General features: G+C 57.3%; 20 protein-coding genes. 10 read left to right on the top strand and 10 right to left on the bottom strand.

Going from position 1 to position 22,327, the window contains the following annotated elements; genetic code table 11:
* Nucleotides 1-391 precede the first annotated feature (391 nt).
* The gene (locus tag AC19YQ_RS13015) at nt 392-1,285 is read left to right on the top strand and encodes a hypothetical protein (RefSeq protein WP_500595250.1); all 894 of its coding nucleotides are present in this window, start codon (nt 392-394) and stop codon (nt 1,283-1,285) included.
* 523 nt (nt 1,286-1,808) lie between these two features.
* Here the strand turns inward: AC19YQ_RS13015 and AC19YQ_RS13010 are convergent.
* Together AC19YQ_RS13010 and AC19YQ_RS13005 are read right to left on the bottom strand one after the other, a co-directional pair.
* Nucleotides 1,809-1,997, bottom strand: a complete 189-nt coding sequence (locus tag AC19YQ_RS13010) for an AbrB/MazE/SpoVT family DNA-binding domain-containing protein (RefSeq protein ID WP_500595249.1) — start codon at nt 1,995-1,997, stop codon at nt 1,809-1,811.
* A 174-nt stretch (nt 1,998-2,171) separates the two neighbouring features.
* A complete protein-coding gene (locus tag AC19YQ_RS13005; RefSeq protein WP_500595248.1) occupies nt 2,172-3,086 on the bottom strand; it encodes a LysR family transcriptional regulator in 915 nt (304 codons plus the stop codon).
* Nucleotides 3,087-3,246: 160 nt separating this feature from the next.
* Between AC19YQ_RS13005 and AC19YQ_RS13000 the strand changes: the two genes are divergently transcribed.
* Nucleotides 3,247-4,257: a zinc-dependent alcohol dehydrogenase family protein gene (locus AC19YQ_RS13000; RefSeq protein ID WP_500595247.1), complete on the top strand. Its 1,011-nt coding sequence runs from the start codon at nt 3,247-3,249 to the stop codon at nt 4,255-4,257.
* Nucleotides 4,258-4,605: 348 nt separating this feature from the next.
* On the opposite strand, the gene AC19YQ_RS12995 is transcribed toward AC19YQ_RS13000, so the two are convergent.
* The 5 genes from AC19YQ_RS12995 to AC19YQ_RS12975 all read right to left on the bottom strand — a co-directional run bounded on the left by AC19YQ_RS12995 (nt 4,606) and on the right by AC19YQ_RS12975 (nt 10,786).
* Nucleotides 4,606-7,014: a TonB-dependent siderophore receptor gene (locus tag AC19YQ_RS12995; protein WP_500595246.1), complete on the bottom strand. Its 2,409-nt coding sequence runs from the start codon at nt 7,012-7,014 to the stop codon at nt 4,606-4,608.
* Between the two features lie 114 nt (nt 7,015-7,128).
* Nucleotides 7,129-8,070: a FecR domain-containing protein gene (locus AC19YQ_RS12990; protein WP_500595245.1), complete on the bottom strand. Its 942-nt coding sequence runs from the start codon at nt 8,068-8,070 to the stop codon at nt 7,129-7,131.
* Nucleotides 8,070-8,570, bottom strand: a complete 501-nt coding sequence (locus tag AC19YQ_RS12985) for a sigma-70 family RNA polymerase sigma factor (RefSeq protein WP_500595244.1) — start codon at nt 8,568-8,570, stop codon at nt 8,070-8,072. The genes AC19YQ_RS12990 and AC19YQ_RS12985 overlap by 1 nt, the downstream gene beginning before the upstream one ends.
* 565 nt (nt 8,571-9,135) lie before the next feature.
* On the bottom strand, nt 9,136-10,035 hold the full coding sequence (locus AC19YQ_RS12980; RefSeq protein WP_500595243.1) for an alpha/beta fold hydrolase: 900 nt from the start codon (nt 10,033-10,035) through the stop codon (nt 9,136-9,138).
* Nucleotides 10,036-10,297: 262 nt separating this feature from the next.
* Complete coding sequence (locus AC19YQ_RS12975) at nt 10,298-10,786, bottom strand: GNAT family N-acetyltransferase (protein WP_500595242.1); 489 nt, start codon at nt 10,784-10,786, stop codon at nt 10,298-10,300.
* A 268-nt stretch (nt 10,787-11,054) separates the two neighbouring features.
* Here AC19YQ_RS12975 and AC19YQ_RS12970 point away from each other — a divergent pair, with 268 nt between their 5' ends.
* On the top strand, nt 11,055-11,933 hold the full coding sequence (locus tag AC19YQ_RS12970) for a serine hydrolase domain-containing protein (RefSeq protein ID WP_500595241.1): 879 nt from the start codon (nt 11,055-11,057) through the stop codon (nt 11,931-11,933).
* 10 nt (nt 11,934-11,943) lie between these two features.
* On the opposite strand, the gene AC19YQ_RS12965 is transcribed toward AC19YQ_RS12970, so the two are convergent.
* Nucleotides 11,944-13,050, bottom strand: coding sequence for an oxidoreductase (locus tag AC19YQ_RS12965; protein WP_500595240.1), 1,107 nt, complete (start codon nt 13,048-13,050; stop codon nt 11,944-11,946).
* Nucleotides 13,051-13,172: 122 nt separating this feature from the next.
* Here AC19YQ_RS12965 and AC19YQ_RS12960 point away from each other — a divergent pair, with 122 nt between their 5' ends.
* Together AC19YQ_RS12960 and AC19YQ_RS12955 are read left to right on the top strand one after the other, a co-directional pair.
* A complete protein-coding gene (locus tag AC19YQ_RS12960) occupies nt 13,173-14,054 on the top strand; it encodes a LysR family transcriptional regulator (protein ID WP_339475587.1) in 882 nt (293 codons plus the stop codon).
* A 198-nt stretch (nt 14,055-14,252) separates the two neighbouring features.
* A complete protein-coding gene (locus AC19YQ_RS12955; protein ID WP_500595270.1) occupies nt 14,253-14,705 on the top strand; it encodes a hypothetical protein in 453 nt (150 codons plus the stop codon).
* Nucleotides 14,706-15,153: 448 nt separating this feature from the next.
* Here the strand turns inward: AC19YQ_RS12955 and AC19YQ_RS12950 are convergent, their stop codons facing one another.
* Together AC19YQ_RS12950 and AC19YQ_RS12945 are read right to left on the bottom strand one after the other, a co-directional pair.
* On the bottom strand, nt 15,154-15,684 hold the full coding sequence (locus AC19YQ_RS12950) for a glyoxalase superfamily protein (protein WP_500595239.1): 531 nt from the start codon (nt 15,682-15,684) through the stop codon (nt 15,154-15,156).
* 172 nt (nt 15,685-15,856) lie between these two features.
* Nucleotides 15,857-16,918: an SDR family oxidoreductase gene (locus AC19YQ_RS12945; protein ID WP_500595238.1), complete on the bottom strand. Its 1,062-nt coding sequence runs from the start codon at nt 16,916-16,918 to the stop codon at nt 15,857-15,859.
* A 116-nt stretch (nt 16,919-17,034) separates the two neighbouring features.
* Between AC19YQ_RS12945 and AC19YQ_RS12940 the strand changes: the two genes are divergently transcribed.
* The 5 genes from AC19YQ_RS12940 to AC19YQ_RS12920 all read left to right on the top strand — a co-directional run bounded on the left by AC19YQ_RS12940 (nt 17,035) and on the right by AC19YQ_RS12920 (nt 22,272).
* Nucleotides 17,035-17,958 (top strand): LysR family transcriptional regulator, encoded by a 924-nt coding sequence (locus AC19YQ_RS12940; protein ID WP_500595237.1) that lies wholly within the window; start codon nt 17,035-17,037, stop codon nt 17,956-17,958.
* A gap of 173 nt (nt 17,959-18,131) precedes the next feature.
* Nucleotides 18,132-19,634, top strand: coding sequence for a diguanylate cyclase (locus AC19YQ_RS12935; protein WP_133078722.1), 1,503 nt, complete (start codon nt 18,132-18,134; stop codon nt 19,632-19,634).
* A 114-nt stretch (nt 19,635-19,748) separates the two neighbouring features.
* Nucleotides 19,749-20,177: a LexA family protein gene (locus AC19YQ_RS12930; protein ID WP_500595236.1), complete on the top strand. Its 429-nt coding sequence runs from the start codon at nt 19,749-19,751 to the stop codon at nt 20,175-20,177.
* A 126-nt stretch (nt 20,178-20,303) separates the two neighbouring features.
* Nucleotides 20,304-20,843, top strand: a complete 540-nt coding sequence (locus AC19YQ_RS12925; protein ID WP_500595235.1) for a P-loop NTPase family protein — start codon at nt 20,304-20,306, stop codon at nt 20,841-20,843.
* A gap of 160 nt (nt 20,844-21,003) precedes the next feature.
* Nucleotides 21,004-22,272, top strand: coding sequence for a cystathionine gamma-synthase family protein (locus AC19YQ_RS12920; RefSeq protein ID WP_500595233.1), 1,269 nt, complete (start codon nt 21,004-21,006; stop codon nt 22,270-22,272).
* Nucleotides 22,273-22,327: the final 55 nt, after the last annotated feature.

The following is a 22,327-nucleotide window of genomic DNA, read 5'->3' as shown; positions in this document are numbered from 1 at the left end:
GCGATTCAATCTGATTGGCGAAGGCCCCAATCGGCGGCTCCAGATTTTCAAAATACCTGCGACTGCTGATGGCAATTAATGCGACTGCCCTAGGGGCTGTCGTTAATAGCTGCGACAGCCTGTGGAATTTCCTGTGAACACCACAGCGGGCCTACCTGTAAGCTATTCAGGAGGCCCTGCTCGCGAAGCTGCTGGAGCATGCAGAGCAACAAGACGTTCAACTGAACCCGGCAGGTGTCGATATTGATGAACCGGCGCGGTATGGCCATGTCCGCGAATGGGCTCACCCCGAAGATCGAGCCGCTGCGGCGGCATAGGAAAAGTGTCATCACCCAATTTGCGGTTTTGTGTCAGGCGCTCGGCACACTGACCCCACTCTCAAGGACGTGTTATGAACTACAACGAATTCACCAGTTATCTCGCAGACCGAATCATGGCGGTTCGCATTCGCGAGCGGGTGCCTGGCTGTTCGAGGCGGCGTGTACGGTACTACGATGCAGCTTATGCGTCTGTGTTGGAGTGCCGGGCATTTTTCGACCGGATTTCTCTCGATGAAGGCCCTCATAACGACTACGACCCCACAAGCAGGGCCTCGGTCGAGGCCTATCGTGTGGCGATGTACGCACAAATAGCTGAGGAACTGGGTAATCGTGTGGCGGATGCTTGCGTGCGGGGCAACGAATCTTTCCTGAATACTGTGTTCAGTTACCCGGTGTGTGGCCAAGATGTGTCAGACCAGAGGTTTGCCCGAGTGGCAGCGGAGCATCTTGCCAATATTTATTTTGAGCGCACCTGTGCCGGATGTGGTGCAAGGTACAAGGTTGCGGTGCAGGCCCAGACCTACCGGATGATTTCAAATTATCACCCAGAAACCTGCGCTGCCGTGCGAGTAGCTCCTGTGCAGGTAGCTAAGCCGGAGGTTAAGGCCAAGCCTGATGTTGTGGTTCAGGCAAAGCCCGAGGTAAGGGTTAAGGCTCAAGGAGGCGAGGTAGAGCCTATGATGATTCGACTTATGCGTTGGGAGGCCCGTCAAAAGAACATAAAAGGCCCCGTCATTCCCCAAGAAATGCTTGATCCAACGCAGAAGCCAGCTTTTAACTCAACGGAATATCGGGCTAGCGCCAAGGCTGCATTGCGGTTGTATGCAGAATTCCTCAAGTTTTATGAAGAAGATCCGTCGCCGAAGAGTAAGCCTGAGAATAACCAGCGCGAGCTGGAACGCATGTACAACGTAGTTATACGCACTGTGTTTAATTTCGATCCAAACGCAAATAAGAAACAATGATCAAGGCGTGAAAAATTGCTATGACTCGCTACTTACATGCCGTACGGGAGTGGCGCGCACCAACTCTGCGCTGCTCTCGCAAGCCGAATGTCGCTCGCTTCCTCAACCGGGATAGCTACTGTGACCATCGAAATCAGGAATACAGCTACGGCTTTGTCCAGGCTCGGCACAACTGGTATCACCGCCTTGGTGAGCATTACCACGGGAGGCCGCGATTCCATACGCTGGCACGTGGGTACTACGTCCATGTGTGATTGAGGTGATTTGTGGTTTGGCTTTCTATTTGGTTGGTCGCTGTTATCGGGAGCAGCGGATTCTTCTCGCCGCTTGTGAGCAGCGGGAACGCAACGAACACACGGAACTGTAGGAAAAGATCCCTGCACACCACCGGCCCGCTCATGCGGGATTTTTTCTGTCTTTGTAGTCGCAGCTATTTCTAGAATTTCGCATTTATTTCGGAAACCGACAGATGTGCCGTTCACTTATTCCCGCTTGATGATTAGGTGGAGCGTACGGGATCGACTCAGGGTGTAGCTGAGTCGCTCGATTTCGGTGTCAGAACTATCGCGCCGTCGATCACTTCAATCGTCAACACGTCACCGATGCTCAGTCCTAAACTGACGAGTAGCTCAGGCGGCAAATCAATGACGACGTCGCCACCTCCATCCGCAGGATCTTGGCATTTCACCGTCCAGTGCTGGGCTTCGGTCATGATGTCACTCACACTTTGGTCTTGGCGGGAACGGTTCATTATGCTCGCGAATGTCTTCGCAAGTTGAAGCTTGATGCTGACCGCTGAGCACTACCTCTGGCCGATTTTCTGTCTATCGTGACGGGCAGCTTTCGGCCAAAAGCGGTCACTCCGCACCCACACTTCCGCTTTGCGCTAACTCTCTAGCCAGCGCCCATAAAGTTTGGGGAATTGTTCGCGAACCCAATCAACAAAAACCTCGACCTGCGGCGCCAGATGCGAGCGGCTGGGGTACAGGACCGACACGGGCCTTGGATGCGGACGATAGGCACGCAGCACCTCAACCAATGTTCCGTCGGTTAAAAAACGGTCCAGAGTAATACCAGGGGCCTGAAGTATGCCGAAGCCAGCGACGCCACACTCGACATAGGCGTTGGACTCGTTGACTGTGATGCCCTGGCGGCTGATGTGGGATTGCTCGCGAGCCCCGTCCATAAATTGCCAAGCCAGCGGGCGCTGGTTTTGGCCAGAGAGAAAGGTCACACCGCGGTGTGCTCTTAGATCCTCTAAGGTTTTGGGCTCGCCGTGCTCTTTCAGGTATTGGGGCGCCGCGCAGGTGATCATGGTAGCCATCCCGATGCGACGGGCTACCAGGCTCGAACTTGGTAACTCGCCGATTCTCAGCGCACAGTCCACACCTTCTGCGACCAGATCGACGGTTCTATCGGTGACCCCCAGGGCCAGCTCGATTGCAGGATAGAGGGTGGAAAACGCTCGCAAGCTTTCGATCAGCCCCGGCTGCGAAAACGCGGTGGGTATATCGACCCGTAATCTACCGCGCAGGGTTGAGCCTGGAGAGGAGAACATCGCCGTGGCACCCGCAACTTCGTCAAGAATCGCTTTAACACGCTCGTAGAATTGCTCTCCTTCCGAAGTGAGCCTCACAGTGCGGGTTGTGCGCTGAAATAGCCGTACCCCAAGCGAAGTTTCCAACTCCTGTATCGCGCGAGTTACTTGCGGGCGGCCGATCTGCATGGCATCCGCCGCGCGGGTGAAACTGCCAAGTTCGGCTAGTCGGGCAAACACTTGCATGGACTGGAGCAGTTCCATTACATCTTCTCACTCAGCTTTTTTGTTGCCCGATCATAGCAAGCTACAAGCCTTATTGTTGTCTGAAAAAACAACAATCCTTTGCCGGCCTGGGTATTTATTGAACGGTCTGACTTGGGAAGAATGTCGCCAGTAAGTTCCCCTAACTGGAGATAGACAGATGAAAGCATGGCTTTTGAACGATTTTGGTCTCGAAAATCTGGCTCTTGGCGAAACAGCTAAGCCCACACCCAAGGCCGGCGAGTTGTTGGTAAAGATCGGAGCGGTTTCCCTGAATTTCCGCGACAAGGCCATCGTCGATGGCTTCTACGAACCTCACCTGGTACCCAAGCCACTGATCCCGGTCAGCGATGCATCGGGCACTGTCGTCGCCTTGGGTGAAGGCGTAAGCCGATTCAAAGTGGGCGACCGCGTCAACTCGCACCTCTACTCGCGCTGGATTGATGGTGAGCCAAGGCCGGACGAGCCTGCCTACTGCTTCGGCATGCCGCTGCCAGGTGGCCTGGCTGAGTACATGATTATTCACGAAGAAAGCGCTGTTCGTGCGCCAGACAACATGTCCGACGAGGAGGCTTCGACACTGCCGATTGCGGCGCTGACAGCTTGGTATTCGCTGGTTGACTACGGCCAAGTGCAGCCGGGCCAGACCGTTTTGGTACAGGGCACCGGGGGTGTATCGATTTTCGCCGTGCAACTGGCAACCGCGCTTGGCGCCAAGGTGATCGTTACCTCCAGCAGCGACGCCAATCTTGATGCGGTGAAAAAACTTGGCGCCGCCGCTGACGTGAACTATCGGACCTTCCCGCGCTGGGAAGAGGAAGTACTAAGACTCACCGACGGCAAAGGCGTGGACCTGCTACTGGATGTCGCCGGTGGGGAAGGCTTGAATCAGTCCATCCTGGCAACCAAGGCCGCCGGCAAGATCGCGCAAATCGGCTTTCTGACCGGTCAGACCACAACGCTGAGCCTGATGCCGTTGATTTTCCGCCAGACAACTATCCGCGGCATCGCAGTGGCGCCTCGATCGTCGTTTGATCGCATGAACGAATTCCTGAACGAACACGCGATCCGCCCAGTGATCGATCAGACCTATTCATTCGAAGACGCCCACAAGGCGTTCGAGCACCTGGCTCGAGGCGCCTTTGGCAAAGTGGTTATCAAAGTTTCCTAACCCTTTAAATCAAGCGATATGGAGGTGACCCGGTATGTCGCCTCAGCACTTCACTTGGGCGGACCGACCGCGGCGCTCGCCTGTCTCATCTCGGACGGCAAGGATCTGATGCCGTTCGATGCGGTATGCGTCATATTCAGGAAGGTAGATAGCTACCCTCTACGAAGGGTAGCTATAGGTCGAAATGTGCATTTGGTGACTGACAGCTAATGGCCGACTGCTGCCCTTAGAGATAGGCAGAAATCGGCCAAAAGCGGTCGCTCACTATCTAAGATATCCGGGGCGGTTCAGCGTCCTAACGACAACACCCGCTCAAGTAGGATGTTGTCATTCTCAGAAGTACGTAGCTTACATGCTCCACTTCATGGTCACGGCCACGTTACGCGGGTCGCCGAAGATGTTTGCGCCCGCCGGGTTACTGATGCTCTGGTAGTAATGCTTGTCGAACACGTTGTTCAGGTTGGCTTGCACCTTGAGTTTTTTGTTCACGTTGTAGCCGGTCATTAGGTCGACGATGCTGTAGCCGCCCTGAGATACGCCGTAGGTTGTGTATGTGCTGCTCTGGCTGCGGAATGAACCGCCGATCGACCATTTTTCGAGATCGCCCGGCAATTGATAGGTGGTGGACAGCTTGAGCAGGTTGTATGGCGTGTCGCTGTCGAAGCGACCGCTGCCGCCCTTGACGTTCTTGGCGCCGGCATAGGTGTAGCCCGCCGAGACCTGCCAGCCAAGGGCGAGCATGCCTTGCAGTTCAAGGTCAACGCCTTTGGTTTCCACTTCGCCGGAGGCCACGGAGCAGGAAGCAACACCATCGGCACAGGCATCAAGCCCTTGGGCGAGGTTCTCCTGATTCAGTTGGAAGTATGCCAGGCTGGCGTTCAACGCACCGTCAAAGTACTCGCCCTTGATCCCGATTTCGCGGTTGGTGCCGGTGACCGGCGGCAGCAGGCTGCCCTGGAAGTCCACGTTCGCTTGCGGCTGGAAGATTCTGGTCCAGCTGGTGTACACCGAGTAGGTATCGTTGATGTCGTAGATCAGGCCGGCGTAGGGGGTGTATTCCCGCGTCGCCTTGTAGTCGGCGCCGAATGTGTATTCGCCGGAAATAGTGTTCTGTTCGTATTCGTATTCGTACCAGTCCAGGCGTGAACCGAGGATCAGTTTTAGGTCGTCGCGCAGATGGAAGCGTACGGTGGCGTAGGTGCTGTATTGATCGACCTTGCCCTTGCGTGACCAGTTGTAGTTGATGGCCGGTTTCTCTACGCCGTGATAGTCGAAGTTTGATGGATCGAGCACGATATTCGGGTCGTTGAGGAAACCACCGCCGGGGCCATCGTCGGTTCTATCATTGCGATAACTGCCACCGAGCACCAGTTCGTGGGTCGCACCAAGCAGGGTGAAGGGGCCGGAAACGTAGCCGTCGACGCTTTTTTGCGTGTGCTGGTAGGTGTAGCGGCCCACGTTCAGGTTCAACTGATCTGCACTGGGATCCAGTCGATAGAAACTGGTGCCCAGCATGTCCAGGTCGCCTCGCAGCCACGTGGTATTCAGGCGCAGTTTCCAGTCGTTGTCGAAGCGGTGCTCAATTTCGGCAAATGCACTGGTATTTTTCTTGTTCCAGTAGGTCCAGTTCGGGCTCATTCGCGTCGAATGGGATATCGGCAGGAACGTGCCATCGGCACGGGTCGGAATGCCTGACCAGTCGGCCCCCGGGTTGTCCTCACGGTTGTAATACGCTCCGAGGGTCAGGGTAGTGGCTTCGCTCAGGTCAAACTCGGTGATGCCGTACAACAACTGGCGCTTGCTGCTGTAGCCATCGGTAAAGCTGTCTTTGTCCTGGAAGGCACCGACTACGCGGCCCCTGATCGAACCGCTGGAATTGAGGGCGCTGCTGGCATCGATTTCGGTGCGATAGTTGTCCCATGAACCGGCACCCAGGGTGACAGAAACTTGCGGCTCGACAGTGGGCCGTTTGCGGATCAGGTTGAGGGTGCCGGACGGGTTGCCGGCACCGAGCATCAGGCCCGACGCACCGCGCACAACTTCAACCCGGTCGAACATCGCCAGGGTCGAGGTGCCAAGGGTGTCGCTGTCATACGCGACTGGCAGTCCGTCGATCATAATGTTGTCGATGGCAGAACCGCGGGAATAGAACTCAGGGCGCTCACCACCGGTTTTGCGCATGGTCAGGCCTGGGGTGTAGGTCGAAATGTCCTCCAGAGACTGCATGTTCTGGTCATCCATGCGTTGGCGAGTGATTACCGTGACCGATTGCGGCGTCTCGCGCATGGAGGCCGCCAGTTTGGTCGCGGTACTCATCGAGCTGGTAGTGTAGGAACCGGTGTTTTCGCTGACTGAGCCCAAGGCCTGGCCGGAGATGGTTGTAGCGCCCAATTGCAGCGCATCACTCTTGGGCACGGGCACCAGCACATAAGCACCATTGGCCTGGCGTTGAGCCTGCAAGCCACTGCCCGCGAGCAAGCGTGCCAGGCCTTCGTCGGTGCTATAAGTGCCGCTCAATCCCGGTGTGGTCATGCCTTGGGTCTGCTCGGCGTTGAACGACAGCGTGACATTGGCCGCTGTCGCGAACAGGCTCAGCGCCGCGCCGAGAGAGCCCGCATTGATTTGGTAAGTGTGGGTCTGGTTTTGCGCCAGCGCATGGGTTGGCGCCAGGCTCAAGGCCGAAAATACACCAAGCGCCACAGCCAGGTGAACGGCATGCGCAAGCGGCCGGGCGGCGTTGAGGGTGAATCGTGACATACAGGTTTCCTTCCGTTGGCAGGGTAGGGAAGCAGTCGTAAACGCTGCTTTCTGTACATGGCCGAACGAAAATAGGAATCGGCAACCCAGGATGGGAATAATTCGCAAAAAACTTCAGGCCGCTTCGACACTGGCCCAGTAACGCGTCACGAAACGTACGCTGACGGGCAGGGATTGGCTGAGGTTTTCCAGAATGGTATCGGTGTCGTCGATACGGAATGCACCACTCAACCGCAGGCTGGCAACGGACGGGGCGCAGCGCAGCACGCCGCGACGGTAACGGCTGAGCTCGGCGATAAAATCCCCCAGGCGCCACTCGATGACAGTCAACATGCCTTGGCTCCAGGCACCGACACCTGCCGGGGAGGGGGTCACGGCGCTGATCTGGTCGCGGTCGAAGTGGGCCTGCTGGCCGGCATTCAGGCACTGTACCCGTGAAGGATGATTCAGAGGGCGTAGCTCTACCGCCTTATCCAGCACGCACACATCGGTGAACGTAGGCCCGCAACGCACGACAAAACGCGTGCCCAGGGCACGCACCGAACCCTGGGGGGCTTCGACGATAAACGGGCGACTATCTTTGGCTGTGTCTACCAGGATTTCGCCGCGGTGCAGGCGGATCAGACGCAGGTCGGCGCTGAAGGCAATGTCGACGGCGCTGTCGGTATTGAGGTCCAGTTGGCTACCGTCGTCCAGACGCATGTGCCGACGCTGGCCGGTGGCGGTGCGTTGATCGGCAAGCATCGCCTGGTAGGGCAGATGCTCGGTGGCCAGCCAGCCACTGCCGCCCACGGCGAGCAACAGTCCAAGGGTCTTGAGCACAGCGCGGCGGCGGGCCTTTACCCCGGCCAGCGTCGACAGTGACACGTCTGCGGGCAACCGAGCCCATTGGCTTTGCAGTTTTTCTACGCGTGCCCACGCTCGCGCGTGCTGTGGGTTGGCGGCCAGCCAGTGGCGCCAGGCCTGTTGATCGGCCTCTGTGGGCGGCATGCTGTTAAGGCGCACATACCAGGTGGCTGCGGCTTCGAGGGTGAGCAGATCCAGGGGCGCGGCCATCAGTCTTCCGTAAGCAGCAGGCAATGGGTCATTGCGCGGATCACGTGTTTCTTGACGGTGGTCACCGACACGCCCAGGCGTTCGCCAGTGGCCACATAACTCAGGCCTTCCAATTGCACGGCGAGGAATATCCGCCGCGTACGCTCGCCCAGGCCATCAAGCATGGTGTCGATGGCTACTAGGGTTTCGAGAATCATCAGGCGTGTTTCAGGTGAGATATCCAGCGGTTCCGAGCGCAGGGCCAGGACTTCGAGGTAAGCCTGCTCCAAGGCGCGGCGACGGAATTTGTCGATCATCAGTGCCCGGGCGATCGCGCTCAGGTAGGTGCGCGGTTCGCGAATCTGTTCGACGTCGCGGGAGCTCAGCAGACGCACAAAGGTATCCTGGGCCAGGTCTGCTGCATCGGCGGCGTTGCCCATGCGGGCGCGCAACCAGCTTTTGAGCCAGCCGTTATGTTCGCTGTACATTAGATGCAGGGCAGAGTAATCGGGAGCAGGCATGAGCGGACAAACCAATAGCAACAATTGATAATGATTTGCATTATTCTTGTTGCTCTAGATTTGCGCAATGTCGGTTTGTTAGCGGTGAAGAATAAAGCTCGCGGCGAAGTGCTACGCACCTATGTTGCAAACCTTGTGCGGACCATTCAAATGGTGGCCTGGTCGTGTCAATGGAAGGTGTTTTGTCCAGGCCAATACCGACCAATCCCATGATCAAACTCATCTACAAGCTAAACCCTTGAAACCTTCCCTACGTCATCCCGCCAAGAATGTTGAGTGTTATCGGGGTCAAGGCCTCTGCGACTTGTGAGGGTTGTCCACTTACTCGGGATTGGCGGCTCCTTATGGCCGGGAGCTTGGGCATCTCATGATCTGGTCTCCTAAATACTTCCGAAGAAGTCGGGGGTGGAGGCTATGCTGGCTGACGAGACCGGCGCCGCTAGATCCTGAGTCGGGTGAAGGCAGTGAGGCGATGACCGGGGCATGCCTGACTGTCAGTCAGGTGCAGTCTATTCCGTGGGCTGCGGCACCATCATCTGCATCGCTCTAGCTACCCCGCCGTCGCTCACCGGTTCAGGAACTTGATGACAGCACTGGCGAACAGTTCTGGCTGATCAAGCATGATGAAGTGAAAACTGCCGTCAATGCGGCTGAAGCTGATGTTTGGGGTCGAGGCATAGGCGTTATGGAACATTGCATCAATGTGGGATGCCTCTACACCGTAAAGCAGGTCGTAGGCATAGACGACCTCGACAGGCACCTTGATGCGTTCAAGCTCAGGCCGGAGGTCGGTGACCATCAGTTCATACATGGCATCGGCCATCGTCTTTCGGTCCGAGTTCATCCCCGCAGCGACCAGGCCGGGCCTGACCGCTTCAGTTTTAGCGAGGCGGGCGATGGCTGCCTGCTGCATGGAGTGCGCCTGCTCAGGCGTTGCCGCCAACATTGCATCGCGCATCGCAGCAGCATGCGGGGTCGCCGTTTCACTGGTCGCGGAGGGGTCAAAGAGCAACGTATAGAAGGGCATCGCATCGACAATCATCAGGCGTCCCACTTGATCGGGATGACGCGCACCCACCATCAGTGCCACCTCACCACCCAACGAATGACCGATGATGACCGGCGCCTCGATGCGCTGGCTGCGGATGTATTCAGCGATCGCCTCGACCGTCGGCGCGACGACTCTCCCGTCTGGATTGGATACGGCAGGCGAGCCGGCAAAGCCAGCTACCTGCACGAGATGGAGACGGTGGCTGTGCCGTAATCTGGAGGCCAAATCAGCCCAGACTTCGTAGGACGACGCAAACCCTGGAATTAAGATGATATCTGTTCCCGAGCCTTGTACCAGCACTGAGATACCACCCTGGTTGACAGTGACTGGCGGCAGGGGTTTAGGCTGGGCTGGCGATGCAGACAACAGCGCCAACGTGGTGCCAATCCCGGCAAGGATCACGCCTGCACGCATGGCGTTTCCCTTTTCGAGCAATGCGACGTGACATTTACAGTGTCACGGTCGCCGATTACACCGACGGGTAGGCCTCTTAGCGGGTTCATAGCCATTCCTTTGACCGAAAAAGTATTCCCACTATACGGCGCACAAAGGCATCAGGAAACTCTCCCCGCCGGCAATCCTTGGCGTCCGCTTCTGGTCGATTTCAGCCTGTCATCCAAGGTAGTAATCGACTGTGTATTCAATCTGTCGAGCTTCTGCTACGCGTCATGTGTATTCAATCTGTCGAGCCTCTGCTGCGCGTCATGTGTATGAGGGCCGATCGGCCGTTTCCCAAAGAAGGTCGCTCCTCAATGGAATAAGGGACAAACCCAAGCTTGGGGTAGAGCAGCAGCCCTGCCGTGTTTTCGTTAAAACAGGAAATCTGCACCTCGTTGGCTCCATAACGCTCGAATGCCAAGCCGGTCATCGTCTCTACGATAAACGTAGCCACTCCTTCGCCCCGAGCGCTCGGCGAGACGATGACATTGCCGATACAGCAAACGCCATTGCGTTCAGCTCGATAGAAATTGGCAAACCCAACGACAGTCCCATTGATCTCCACAACGGTAGAGTCGAAGCGTTGGGAGATTGCGATATTCAACTGCGTTTCCGTTAGCGGGAAGTGCGCCTTCGGAAACATGAAAAACAACTCTTGAGCGTTCTGAGGAAAGCCGCAGATCTTTCTTACGTCGCTAGCCTTCACTGGCCTGTGGTTCAGTTTCATTGCTCGTCTCTAAGCTCCATGAGTCAGTAATTTAGCGACTAGCTCAAGGGATTGAAAGTAATGTTATGTCCGCAAATGGCTGATGTTTGCCCTTGGTGAGAGGCTGCTTCTGGCCGATAGCAGCCTGTCACGAGGGACGACAATCGGCCAAGAGCAGCCCGTCCCTCAGGACATGACATAAGCCTCAACCTGACTTTCCGCCCTGCGCGTGAGGTTGAATGGGATATCTTGTTGAGGCGTCAATCCGCTCAACCATTCAGGGAAGTCAATGCTGAGCTCACTCGTATCAAATGGTCAGCAACCTGCGTCCTGCCGATCAGAACTGGCGGTGCCGTGGTGGAGCTTTACCAAGACCCTCCTGGCCGCTACCGCTCTGTCTTTGGTGCGTGATGGACGGCTCCGATTGGACGCCCCGGTTCGTGATCAACCGTTCACATTACGCCAACTGCTTCGACATGAGGCAGGGCTCGCCGACTATGGTGAGCTTGCGGATTATCACGCCGCTGTCGCTAACGATGAGGCTCCGTGGTCAGTAGACGAAATGATGCAGCGCCTTGAGGGTGCCCGGCTTCGATATAGCCCCGGAACCGGATGGCGTTACTCCAATGTGGGTTACCTGCTTGTAGGCAGGCTTATTGAGCAGGTGACCGATCTGTCGCTTGAGGAGGCAGTGGCTCGATACGCACTGATGCCTACGGGGCTTTCCAATGTTTATTTCGCTAAAACGCGAGCAGATTTACGAGACTCCTGCCTTGGAAATCAATCAAATTACGACCCTGGCTGGGTCTATCACGGCTTGCTGATCGGCCCCATTTCGCAAGCAGCGCTATTCCTCGACCGACTTCTCGCGGGGCATCTCCTCCCTGCGGGCTTGCTCCAGGAAATGCAGGAAGCAAAAACTTTGGGCAGCCCGATTCCAGGACGCCCATGGATTACACCGGGGTATGGTCTGGGTTTGATGCTGGGTCCGATTGAAGGGGGCTTTACCCTCTGCGGGCACACAGGTTGCGGGCCTGGTGGCGTCCTTGCCGTTTACCGTATCTGCGATGGCGACGCATCGGCGTGCTGCGCTGTTTTTGACGAAGGTAGCAGTGAAGGATCCGTCGAAGCCCTCGTTGTCGAGAAGCTGTTACAGGCTTTGAGGTAGTGGGGTGGTGTCACGCCAACGTCAATTCACTGTCCTTGATATTCGCAATCGGCCCAAGGATCGAGGGGTCGAATTCGTCCAGGGCGGTATGGGTTGCCAGGCGGTTGGGAAGATCGGGGTTGGCCAGGGCGGCCTTGCCCAGCGCGATCATATCGGCGCCGTCTCGTAACACCTGCTCGGCGCGTTGCGGTACATCCAGGCCACCATTGGCGATGATCGCCACCTGTGGTGCATACCGGCGAGCCAACTCAACCAGGCTGGCATTTCCCTCTGCGAACGCCGGTTTCCAGGCCTCAAATTCCGTCACATGGATGAAGTCTATGCCAGCGTCCTTGAGCGAGCCAAAAATGACCTCGGCGGCTGCTTCGCCCTCAGGCCATTTATGTTCGTAGTCATTCACTTTGCTCTGTGAAATACGTACCCCGATGGGGGCAAGCGTGCCGATGGCCGCTCTGACTGCCTTGATGACTTCCAGTGTCAGAGCAATCCGGCCAGCGACGTTACCGCCCCAGCGGTCGTCTCTCTGATTGGTGTAGCCGGTCAGGAATTGATCCAGTAGATAGCCGTTCGCCCCATGGATTTCAACACCGTCGAAACCCGCGGCACGGGTTGCCAGCACCGCCGCTTGTGCGAATCCCGCGATGGCATCGGCGATATCCTCATCACTCATCGCTTGGGGTAGCGGATACTGTCCCTCACCGTAATAGAACTTCATCTGCGTTCCTTTCGGTCGAACGGGCGAGGGTGCAGCGGTAGCCGTTTTAAAGCGGTTGCCCTGATTCAGCGCTCCAGCGTGCATGAGTTGTGCGAATACCGCGCCATGCCGGGCATGAACACGATCGGTCACACCACGCCAGGCCTGAGCCTGTTCAACATCGCTGATCCCCGGTTGGAAGGGGTAACCCTGAGCATACTTCTGATCGGTGTACAGCCCTTCGGTAATGACCAGGCCAAAGCGGCCTTTTGCGAATCGCTCGTAGTAACGCGCCATCTCAGCGGTCGCCAGGCCCGCCTCGGTAGCACTGACACGAGTCATGGGTGCTACGGCAAGGCGATTCCTCAATCTGAGGCGGCCAATATCATACTGAGTTAAAATCCGCTGATTGTAGTCGTTCATGCAGTCAGTCCTCGTTCATCCAAGATGCTTTTAAATAGCGATGTAGAGGACGATAAACCTGGCTTGAAACGCTGAGAAGCCAGCAATAACGATAAGCCGCTTTATCAAAAACGGATGTAATGATGCAAATTCCAGATGTGGAAGTGTTCAGCGCCATTGCCGAAAGCGGCAGTCTTTCGGCAGCCGCTCGACGACTCGGCCTGGCGCCCATGACAGTGTCTCGCAGGCTGGCATCGCTTGAAGGTGAGCTAGGCGTTCGACTGTTCCATCGAACAACGCGCTCCGTCTCACTGACGGCCGAAGGCGAGACATTTCTCCCCTTTGCAACGACGCTGTTGGAAGCCAGTGAGGGGGCGAGGGTCAGTTTGAAATCCAATGCCGGAGCTGCCAGCGGTGTCTTGAAGGTCACTGCTCCCACCGTGTTCGGGCAGGCAGTGATCATGCCGCTGATTCCCGCTCTCCTGGCAGAACACCCGGCGCTGCGGGTTGATCTGACACTGTCAGACAGCATTGTGGACATTGTCGGTCTCGGGATCGATGTCGCGGTGCGCATCTCGACCCTGCGAGACTCGACTTTAATCGCGCGTCCCCTCGCACCGAACCCTAGAGTGCTGTGCGCCAGTCCGTTGTACCTGGAGCGCCACGGCATACCCGCTACGATGGACGCACTGTTGAGCCACCGCCGCATAGCGTTGCATGGGATGCCTTTCTGGCCGTTCATGCGTGACGGTGAAGCGGTTTCCATGCGGGCGGAGGGCGTTTTTTCGGCCAACAGTGTCGAGGCGGTGCGCACGGCGAGCAGGCAAGGCTTGGGGATTGCGATGCTCACGTACTGGGACATCCGTGATGATCTGGCTGCTGGAAGCCTTTGCCTAGTTGAATTGGAGGATGTTGACCCGGAACAACTGTTCATCACCGCACTATTGCCTACTCGTCAGCACGTGCCCCATAGAGTAGGAGTGTTCCTTCAGCGCCTGGAGGCGGTGCTCGATCCCCGCGACTAATGTTCCCCACTCGCAGAGAGCGATAACAATCAGCGTTGATGGAGGCAGACGAGGTGCACATTCAGCCAGCGCACTGCGAATAAATCCGCTCCTGCAACAGCGCGAGTGACCGCCGACAAAGCAGAACAGCTATCTTGGACTAGTTTTATCTGGATCACTGAAGCCTCCGACCCCAATTCAACCAGGCCAAAGTTCGTAATGCTCAAAAAAATCGATTTGACGATCACTCACGATTACCTCAATCCATTTGCCTCGCCGGACGCCCCCAAACTAAGCCCGGAGCTGGTGGACTACCTGTTGGAGAGTGCCTGGTACTACCCCAAGCTGTGCCTGCAGATCAACTGCCCCGAAAATGAACGAGAACGCCTGCAGCAAGCCATCAGCAATACCTTTGCAGAGAAGAGCGAGCAAGTCAGAGGGGATATTCTCATCCTGCGGCTGGAAGCGCTGACACTCCTGGGCATGGCACTGGTGGTGGGGCTGATAGGCAATGCGCTAGGCATTGAAAGCACCATTCCGGTGGCAGTATTTACCGTTACGGTGTGGATGCTGCTCTGGCGCAGCGCAGAGATATTTTTTCTGGATATCCGCAGCGCTTATCGGGAGTTGCGTAAGTACCGGCGCATAGCCAGCGCAACAAAGCAGTATTGATTGAAAGTGTTGAGTCACCGCTGATTTAACAAGTGGCCTCGAAGACCCGCTCTTGGCAGACAGAAACGATACCATCAAGCAGTCCACGAAAATGGGAGTGACTAGTTATGGTCGCTTACCTTGACCGCGTCGACCTCATTCCTTTCGACACCCTGGCGAGCTTTTTTCAACGTCATCTGTAGCCGCTGAGGAGCGCAGCGAAGCAGTCGTAAAGTCAGCTTGCGCGGTTAATCAGGGATACCGCGTGTGTCTGTTTTACGACCGCTTCGCGCTCGATCGCAGCCTTCGTTCCTCGTCAGCGACTACACGCGGGATAGGTGACGAGTCTGTAGTCGCTGACGAGCCGTGCGAGGCTGCGATCGGCTGCGAAGCAGTCGTAAAGTCAGCTTGCGCGGTTGATCAGGGATACCGCGTGTACCGGCTTGGCGACCGCTTTGCGCTCGTTCGATCAGTCTTCGCAAAACCTGATCCGGTTACCGAACGGGTCATGGACTTCCAGCACCTTGCCCCAGCCCTGCTGGACAATGTCGGGACGGCCGTACCCGTATTGCCTGGACAGCAATTCATCGCGAAGCAGCTCGATATTATGCATGGGCACAAATACCGTGGTCCCGGGGCTCGCATCACCGTGATGTTCAGAAAGGTGGATGCGCAAGCCGTTGCGGATGATCCCCAGATAGAGAGGCAGGCCAGCCTCGAAGCGGTGCTCGAACTCGACGTGAAAGCCCAGGAAACCAAGGTAAAACTCCCGTGCCTTGGCTTCGTCGAACATGCGCAACAGGGGGATGGGGCTTTCGAACGTTATCGCTGGCGGGGCAGTTTGGGGGTGCAGCAGCGCTGACGCCGTGTTCCAGTTCTGGTAGCCCAGTTGCTGGGCTACCCACTCCAGCGCGGTCGAGTGGGTGACCTCTTGCCCGTGGGCTTTCAGCACTGCACGCAGTCGTTTGGCCATCTGCTTGGCGTGTTCAATGGAAATCATCGTTCCTCCTGGAGTCGAGTCAGTCAGGTGCTCGCGTTGCCAAACCTCGACTGCAAGAAAATCGACAGGGTTCGGGTTTTTCAAAAATACTTTCACCAGTCCCTGGAGGGCGCGAGCGGCAGGCAGTATCAGCCGGCGCCCAGCATACCCAGTTTGATGAGCCCTAAACAGATCAAGCCCCGTGGCTTTCAAACCAGCCGTGGTCACGGTACCACGCCACGGTGTCCATGATTGTCAGGTCCGGTGACCGGAAACTCAGGCCCAGTTCTTGTTCACTCTTGTGGTGATTGAAGTGGGTGCGATGTTCTTCTCGTATCAACAGGCGCAGGGTGGCTATGCTCAACTGAACGGGTTTGCCGGTCAGGCGCCCATAGATCTCCTGCACCGCCGCCAGGGCATACAGAACAGGCGTCGGCACTTGACGCGCAGGTGTCTTGACCCCCGCGATGCGTCCCAGAGCCGGTACCAGCTGACGCATCGTCATGTGCCGACCCGCCGCCAGATAGCGCTCACCTCGTCGTCCATACCTGGCGGCAGCAATCAGGGCGGCTGCCACATCACGGGCATCGACAACGGAGAAACTGCCGGGGATCAGCCCGGGCATCTTGCCGTTGACCACATCATTGACCAGTTGCCCCGAGGACGTGGGGCCCATGTCGGCAGGCCCCCACATCCAGCCGGGCAACACCATGCAGGCATGCATCTGTGGATGGGTTTCCAGGAACGACAACACCACCCGGTCGCTGAGGATTTTGCTGCGGTAATAGTCATCGGCATCCGCCTCGGCCCGCAGGCATGTCTCATCGATGGAGGTGCCCGGTGCGCCATTAAGCACGGCAATGGAAGAGGTGTGGATGAATCGCCGGATTCCGGCACGGTAGGCCTCTTGAAGCAGATCCCGCGTACCGGTGACATTGATCTTTTCGAGCGCCTTCCAGTGGCTGCCGCCCTTGTAGTTGTCGCGAAAAAAAGCCGCCGTGTGAAACACCGTATCGCAGCCTTGCAGTGATGCGGCGAATGCGTCGACCCGGGCCATGTCGCCTATGACCAGTTGCACATTGGCCAGGCCTTTGAACTGCTGTTCACCTTTGGCCATCGAGCGCACCAGTGCTTTGACGGTATAGCCGCGAGCGAGCAGCTCTCGCACCAGGTTGTTGCCCAGCAAGCCGGTTGCGCCGGTCACGAATACGTTGCGCGGGGCGTGTTGTGCAGAGTCCTTTGGCGCGCTAGTCATACATTCCAGTCCAGTGGTTTCGAAGGGCTGTAGATATACCGTCCAGAGCGCTTCTGAAAAACAGCGACTGCTGCATAATGGCTTTGCACAGATGCACACCAGGGAGGACATGACGCATGGCGTTGCAAGCAAATTGGGACGATCTTCGACTGCTGCTGGCGGTTTCTCGGCATGGCAGCTTTCTGCAGGCGGGCCAGTTGCTGGGGATTGCGGCGTCTACGGTGTCCCGGCGCCTGACCCAGTTGGAGGCTGCCCTGGGCGAGCCCCTTGTCGAACGGGGCGTTGAGGGATGCCGGCTGACCTCGCGGGGCCAATCCCTGGTGGACGTTGCCATCGCGGCTGAAGCGGGGTTGAGGCGTCAAGTTGTTGCTGACATCCCGGGATCAGGCGCAGAGCTGTCCGGCAATGTGCTGGTCAGTGCAGGGGAGGGGTTCTCTTCCGGGGTGCTGGAGGCGGTGGGTCGCTTTACCTCCCTGCACCCGCGTTGCTCGGTGGAGTTGCAAGTAACCGCCGACTTTCACAAGATCGCCCGCGGCGTGGCCGACATTGCGATACGCACGATCCATCTCGGTGAGCCTTCGTTGATTTATCGACCCATTGGCCGGTTCGCCTACGGTGTGTTCGCGGCTCCCGAATACCTCAAGCGATGTCCAGGGGTCACGGTGGCCACCGCAGTCAATGTAGCGCTGCTTCCTCCGCTCGACATGCTGGCGCAAATGCGTGCAGCAAAAGCAGCCGGTCTTGACCGGGCCCACATCAGCGTGAACTCGTTTACCGTGCAACTCGAGTCGGTGAGGCGAGGCCTGGGGGTTGGTGTACTGCCCCGTATTCTGGCGAAGGATCTGATCGAGCTGTTCGAGGGTATTGAGCTTCCAGATCTGGACGTCTATCTGGTGACCCGGCCTCAGGCACTGAAGCAGGCCCACATAAAGTGTTTTTTTGCCATTCTGGAGCGGGTGCTGCTCGAAGCCCTGTGCACAGAAGCGGTCGAACGTAGCCATGATTCTGGTCGCTTGCCGCCGGTGCAGCCTTTTGAGTGATCGTTGCTCTGTTCAAGAGCTCAAGGGCATCTGCCCGCTGACGGGATAATCTGTTGCTGCAGCAACATGTAACTGCTTGTATCCTTGCCCCAGGTGAGGGCATACGGCTGCCGCTATTGCCTTTCTCCCACAGTGGCTGGAACGGAAAAATGGATTTTCCATCAGGTAATGACGTGAAGCGTGATACCCATCTGGTTGTTCTTTTGCTGTTTGTCATCGGCTGCTCCCTGGCCTCGCTGACTGTCTGGAAAGTGCTGGCCTCACGTGAGCGGGCGCTGGCGGATGTGAACGTCCACGGGTTGAACCTTACCCAGGCGCTCGCAACTTACTCCGAAGGCATTGTCCGGCAAAGCTCGCTGCTGTTGCTCGGGCTCGTCGAGCGCCTGGAGACTGAAGGCAGCGGCCCCATCCAGATCCAGCGGCTGGGTGCGCTGGTCGACCGCCAGCAGCCCCTGATGCCACAGCTCAGCGGGATCACGATCTACGACAACCAGGGGCGCTGGTTGATGTCCTCCAACCGGATCCCGGTCGGGGCCAGCAGCAGTGATCGTGCCTATTTCATTCATCACCGCGACGATCCATCCCGCGAGACCTTTATCGGCCCGCCAATCCAGAGCCGTGCCAATCATGAGTGGGTGGTGACTGTCAGCCGGCGCTTCGATGATGCTCGCGGAGCGTTTGCCGGGGTGGTGGCGGTAACTCTGGGGGTTGAGAACTTCCTGCGGCTGTTTGGCAAGATCGATGTGGGGCAGGAGGGTGCAATCGGGTTGTCCTATACCGATGGTACGTTGCTGGTTCGCTATCCTTTTCGCGAGCAGGACATGGGCCGCAACTTTTCGAAGTCGCCGATCTATGCCAAATACCTGGTTGATCAATCCGTCGGTACCGCCTCGTTCACCTCCAGCCTGGATGGTGTGGAGCGGCTCTATGCCTTCCGAAAAAGCAGCCAGTTGCCGCTGATCACGACCGTCGCCCTTGGAAAACGCGAAGCCCTTGCCGCGTGGCGCATGGAGGCATTGCTGTCAGCCGTGGTGGTGACTGCGCTGCTGGGGCTTACCGGCCTGATCGGCTGGTTTTTGATCCTGGATATCCGCCGTCGAACCCAGATAGAAGATCAGTTGCGAGGGGCTCAGCAGCAATTGCTTTCGTCGAACCGCCAGCTTGAGTTGCTGGCGATGAAGGACGCCCTGACCGGCCTGGCCAACCGGCGCTGCTTTGATGTGACATTAGACATAGAGGCGCGACGGGCAAAGCGGGAAGGGACGTCTTTGGCCCTGCTGATGATCGATCTCGATCATTTCAAGCTGTACAACGATTCCCTTGGGCATGTGGCCGGAGACGCCTGTCTGCAGGCGGTTGGCAAAATTATCGAGGAGTGCGTGCGTCGACCGTCGGATGTGGTCGCCCGTTATGGCGGAGAAGAGATGAGTGTCATCATGCCCAACACCGACATTGAGGGGGCGGCGGTGGTGGCGCAACTTATCCTCGATCGCCTGAAGCAAGCCAACATCCCCCACACCGCCAGCCCGTTGGGACGAGTCAGTGTGAGCATCGGGATGAGTTGTGCCGCAGGTGAACAGCTGGATCACGTGCAGGGTTTGATCGAAGCGGCAGACCAGGCGCTGTACAGCGCCAAGACACTGGGTCGAAACCAGTTCGTGAAGCACTGCGGATGAAGCCCGGGGGGGCTGGTGTGGGTTCCTCTCGTCGAAATCCCTGACAGAAATATTGACCAGAATCGTCCTACGGCGTTAACTGTATATTCATACAGCTAAGTAAGGGCGCGGGTCATGAGCTTCACATTTTTGGGACCTCTTGCGCAGGGCGGGATTGGTTTGCCGCTGTGCTCGTTCAAGATTCCGGCGGGATTCCCATCACCCGCTGCAGACCACATCGAGAAAGTCATCTCCCTTGATCAGGTACTCAATGTGCGTGCGCCCCATGTCTATCTGGCGTCGATTGATGGCGACAGCATGCAGGGGGTCGGGATTTTCTCAGGAGATCTGGCGGTCATCGATCGTTCCATTGAGCCTGTCCACGGCCATATTGTGGTGGCGCTGCTGAACAATGATCCCATCTGCAAGCGCCTGTGCTTGCGCGGCAAGGAAGTGATCCTCCGGTCTGAAAACCCTGGATACCCGGACCGGTACGTCATGGAAGGTGACGACCTGTCGATCTGGGGGGTGATCACCCACAGCGTGCGCAGTCATGGTCATTAACGTTGCTCATTGGCGGTGAGAGGGCCAATGAGCTTCAGGAAATGAGCATCAAGTCACTGTCTTTCAGCTTTTAACGGGCCATCCCAATCGGTAGAATTTTCTGTTTTTTTTCAACAGGAAGTCGGCATGCAACGGATTGTGATACTGGGTAATGGCGGCAGCGGAAAATCGACCCTCGGCCGAGCCATCGGCAAGCGCCTGAACCTGCCCGTGGTGCACCTTGACCCTTTGTTCTGGGAGCCCGGCTGGATCGAACCGGACGCTGAACAGTTTCGCCAGCGGGTCAGCCAGGCAATCGCCCCGGATGCCTGGGTGTGTGAAGGCAATTATGCCCGGCGTACCTTCGACCTTCGCCTGCCCCGTGCCGACGTGATCATTTGGCTGGATACGCCGCGTCTCACGTGTTTCACCCGGGTGATCATGCGCAGCCTCACAAACCGCTCCCGCCCTGACCTTGCAGCAGGTTGCAGGGAGAAGTTCGACTGGGTGTTCCTGAAGTTTGTATGGAATTTCGACCAAGGCACACGCCCGGGTATCGAGACGGTGCGCAAAAAAGTGGGGCCGCAGGTGCCTGTCATCCGCTTGCGGACGACCCGCCAGATTGCCGATTTTCTCGATGCCTTGCCCGCAATGCCTGTGTCGGGCCTTGATGGCAGCCCTGCCTGAGCCTGCAGGGCTGGGGACGTCACTGGCTTATGCTTGAGCATCCATTAAAAAAAGGGCCCCTTAGCCCCAGATAACATGATTTTTCACAGGCGCAACCCTTCCATATAGTCATCGCAAGCCCAATCGGAACATTCGTGTTCCATCGATGCGAGATAGATTTATGGATGAAAAATTCAAACCCGGCTTGAATCCGGACGCGGGTATGGGGACGCGAGTGGTGTGGGGAGGGGAGCGCGTTCAGCATCCTTACAACGCTACTCAGACGCCCATCGTGGTCAGTGCTGCCTACGGTTACCACGACATTGATGAGTGGTATGACGTAGCGCAGGGCAAACAGCCTGGCTTCATCTACAGCCGCATGAGCAACCCGACGGTCTCAGTTCTGGAAGACAAGCTCTGCGAACTTGAAGGCGCAGAGTCGGCTGTCGCTTTCAGTACCGGGATGGCTGCAATCAGTGGTGTGCTGCATACCTTCCTGGCCTGTGGCCAGCGGGTGGTATCTACCCGTGACAGCTACGGTGGAACCAACAAGATCTTCGAAGAGTTTCTTCCGCGCATGGGTGTTGAAGTCACGCTGTGCGATACCCTCGACATAAACGCCATCGAGTATCAGATCACTAAAGGCTGCAACGTCCTTTACCTGGAAACGCCAACTAACCCGACCCTCAAGGTTCTGGATATTCGACGTCTTGTGGCGGCAGCGAAGCGCGTTGGCGCGCTGGTCATCGCCGACAATACATTCGCGACACCGTTGAATCAGAACCCCCTTGCTCTCGGGGTCGACGTGGTCGTGCACAGCGCTACAAAGTTCCTGTCCGGTCATGGCGATGTACTGGGAGGCGTGGTCTGCGGCGACGAGCGACTGATGTCTCAAGTTCGTCATTACCGTGAAATCAATGGGGCCTCGCTGGATCCATTCTCGGCGTATTTGATTATCCGGGGTATCAAGACTCTGGCTTTGCGTCTTCGCCAGCAACAAGCGAGCGCGCAAGCACTGGCCGAATACCTGTGCACCGAACCCTGGGTTGAATCCGTCAATTATCCGGGCCTGCCCCAGCATCCAGGTCACGCCATTGCCCGCTCCCAGATGCACGGATTTGGCGCAATCGTCAGCTTCGTGCTCAAAGGCGGGATGGACACGGTGACGCGTTTATTGCCGCAGCTCAAGTACGCACACCGGGCGGGTAACCTGGGCGCCGTTGAAACCATCTATGGGCCGGCACGGACAACCAGTCATGTCGAAAACACCCTCGAGGAACGCCAGGCACTCGGGATTTCCGAAGGCTTGGTCAGGGTCTCCGTAGGCATTGAAGACACGGCCGACTTATTGGCTGATCTCAAACAGGCATTTGAATGGGTGGGCGATAAACAGCGTGATGCAAGTTTGCACGCTGAACAGAGTGAGCGTTGTGCTGAGGCGGGAATCTAAACGCGATAAGGCTGCCGGTATGATTAACGGGTAGCCCTTCATGAATAGTCAAAAC

The organism is Pseudomonas sp. MF06569, assembly GCF_059862735.1.
Note: the sequence above shows the minus strand (reverse complement) of the source record. Positions and strands in the feature narration are given on the sequence as shown.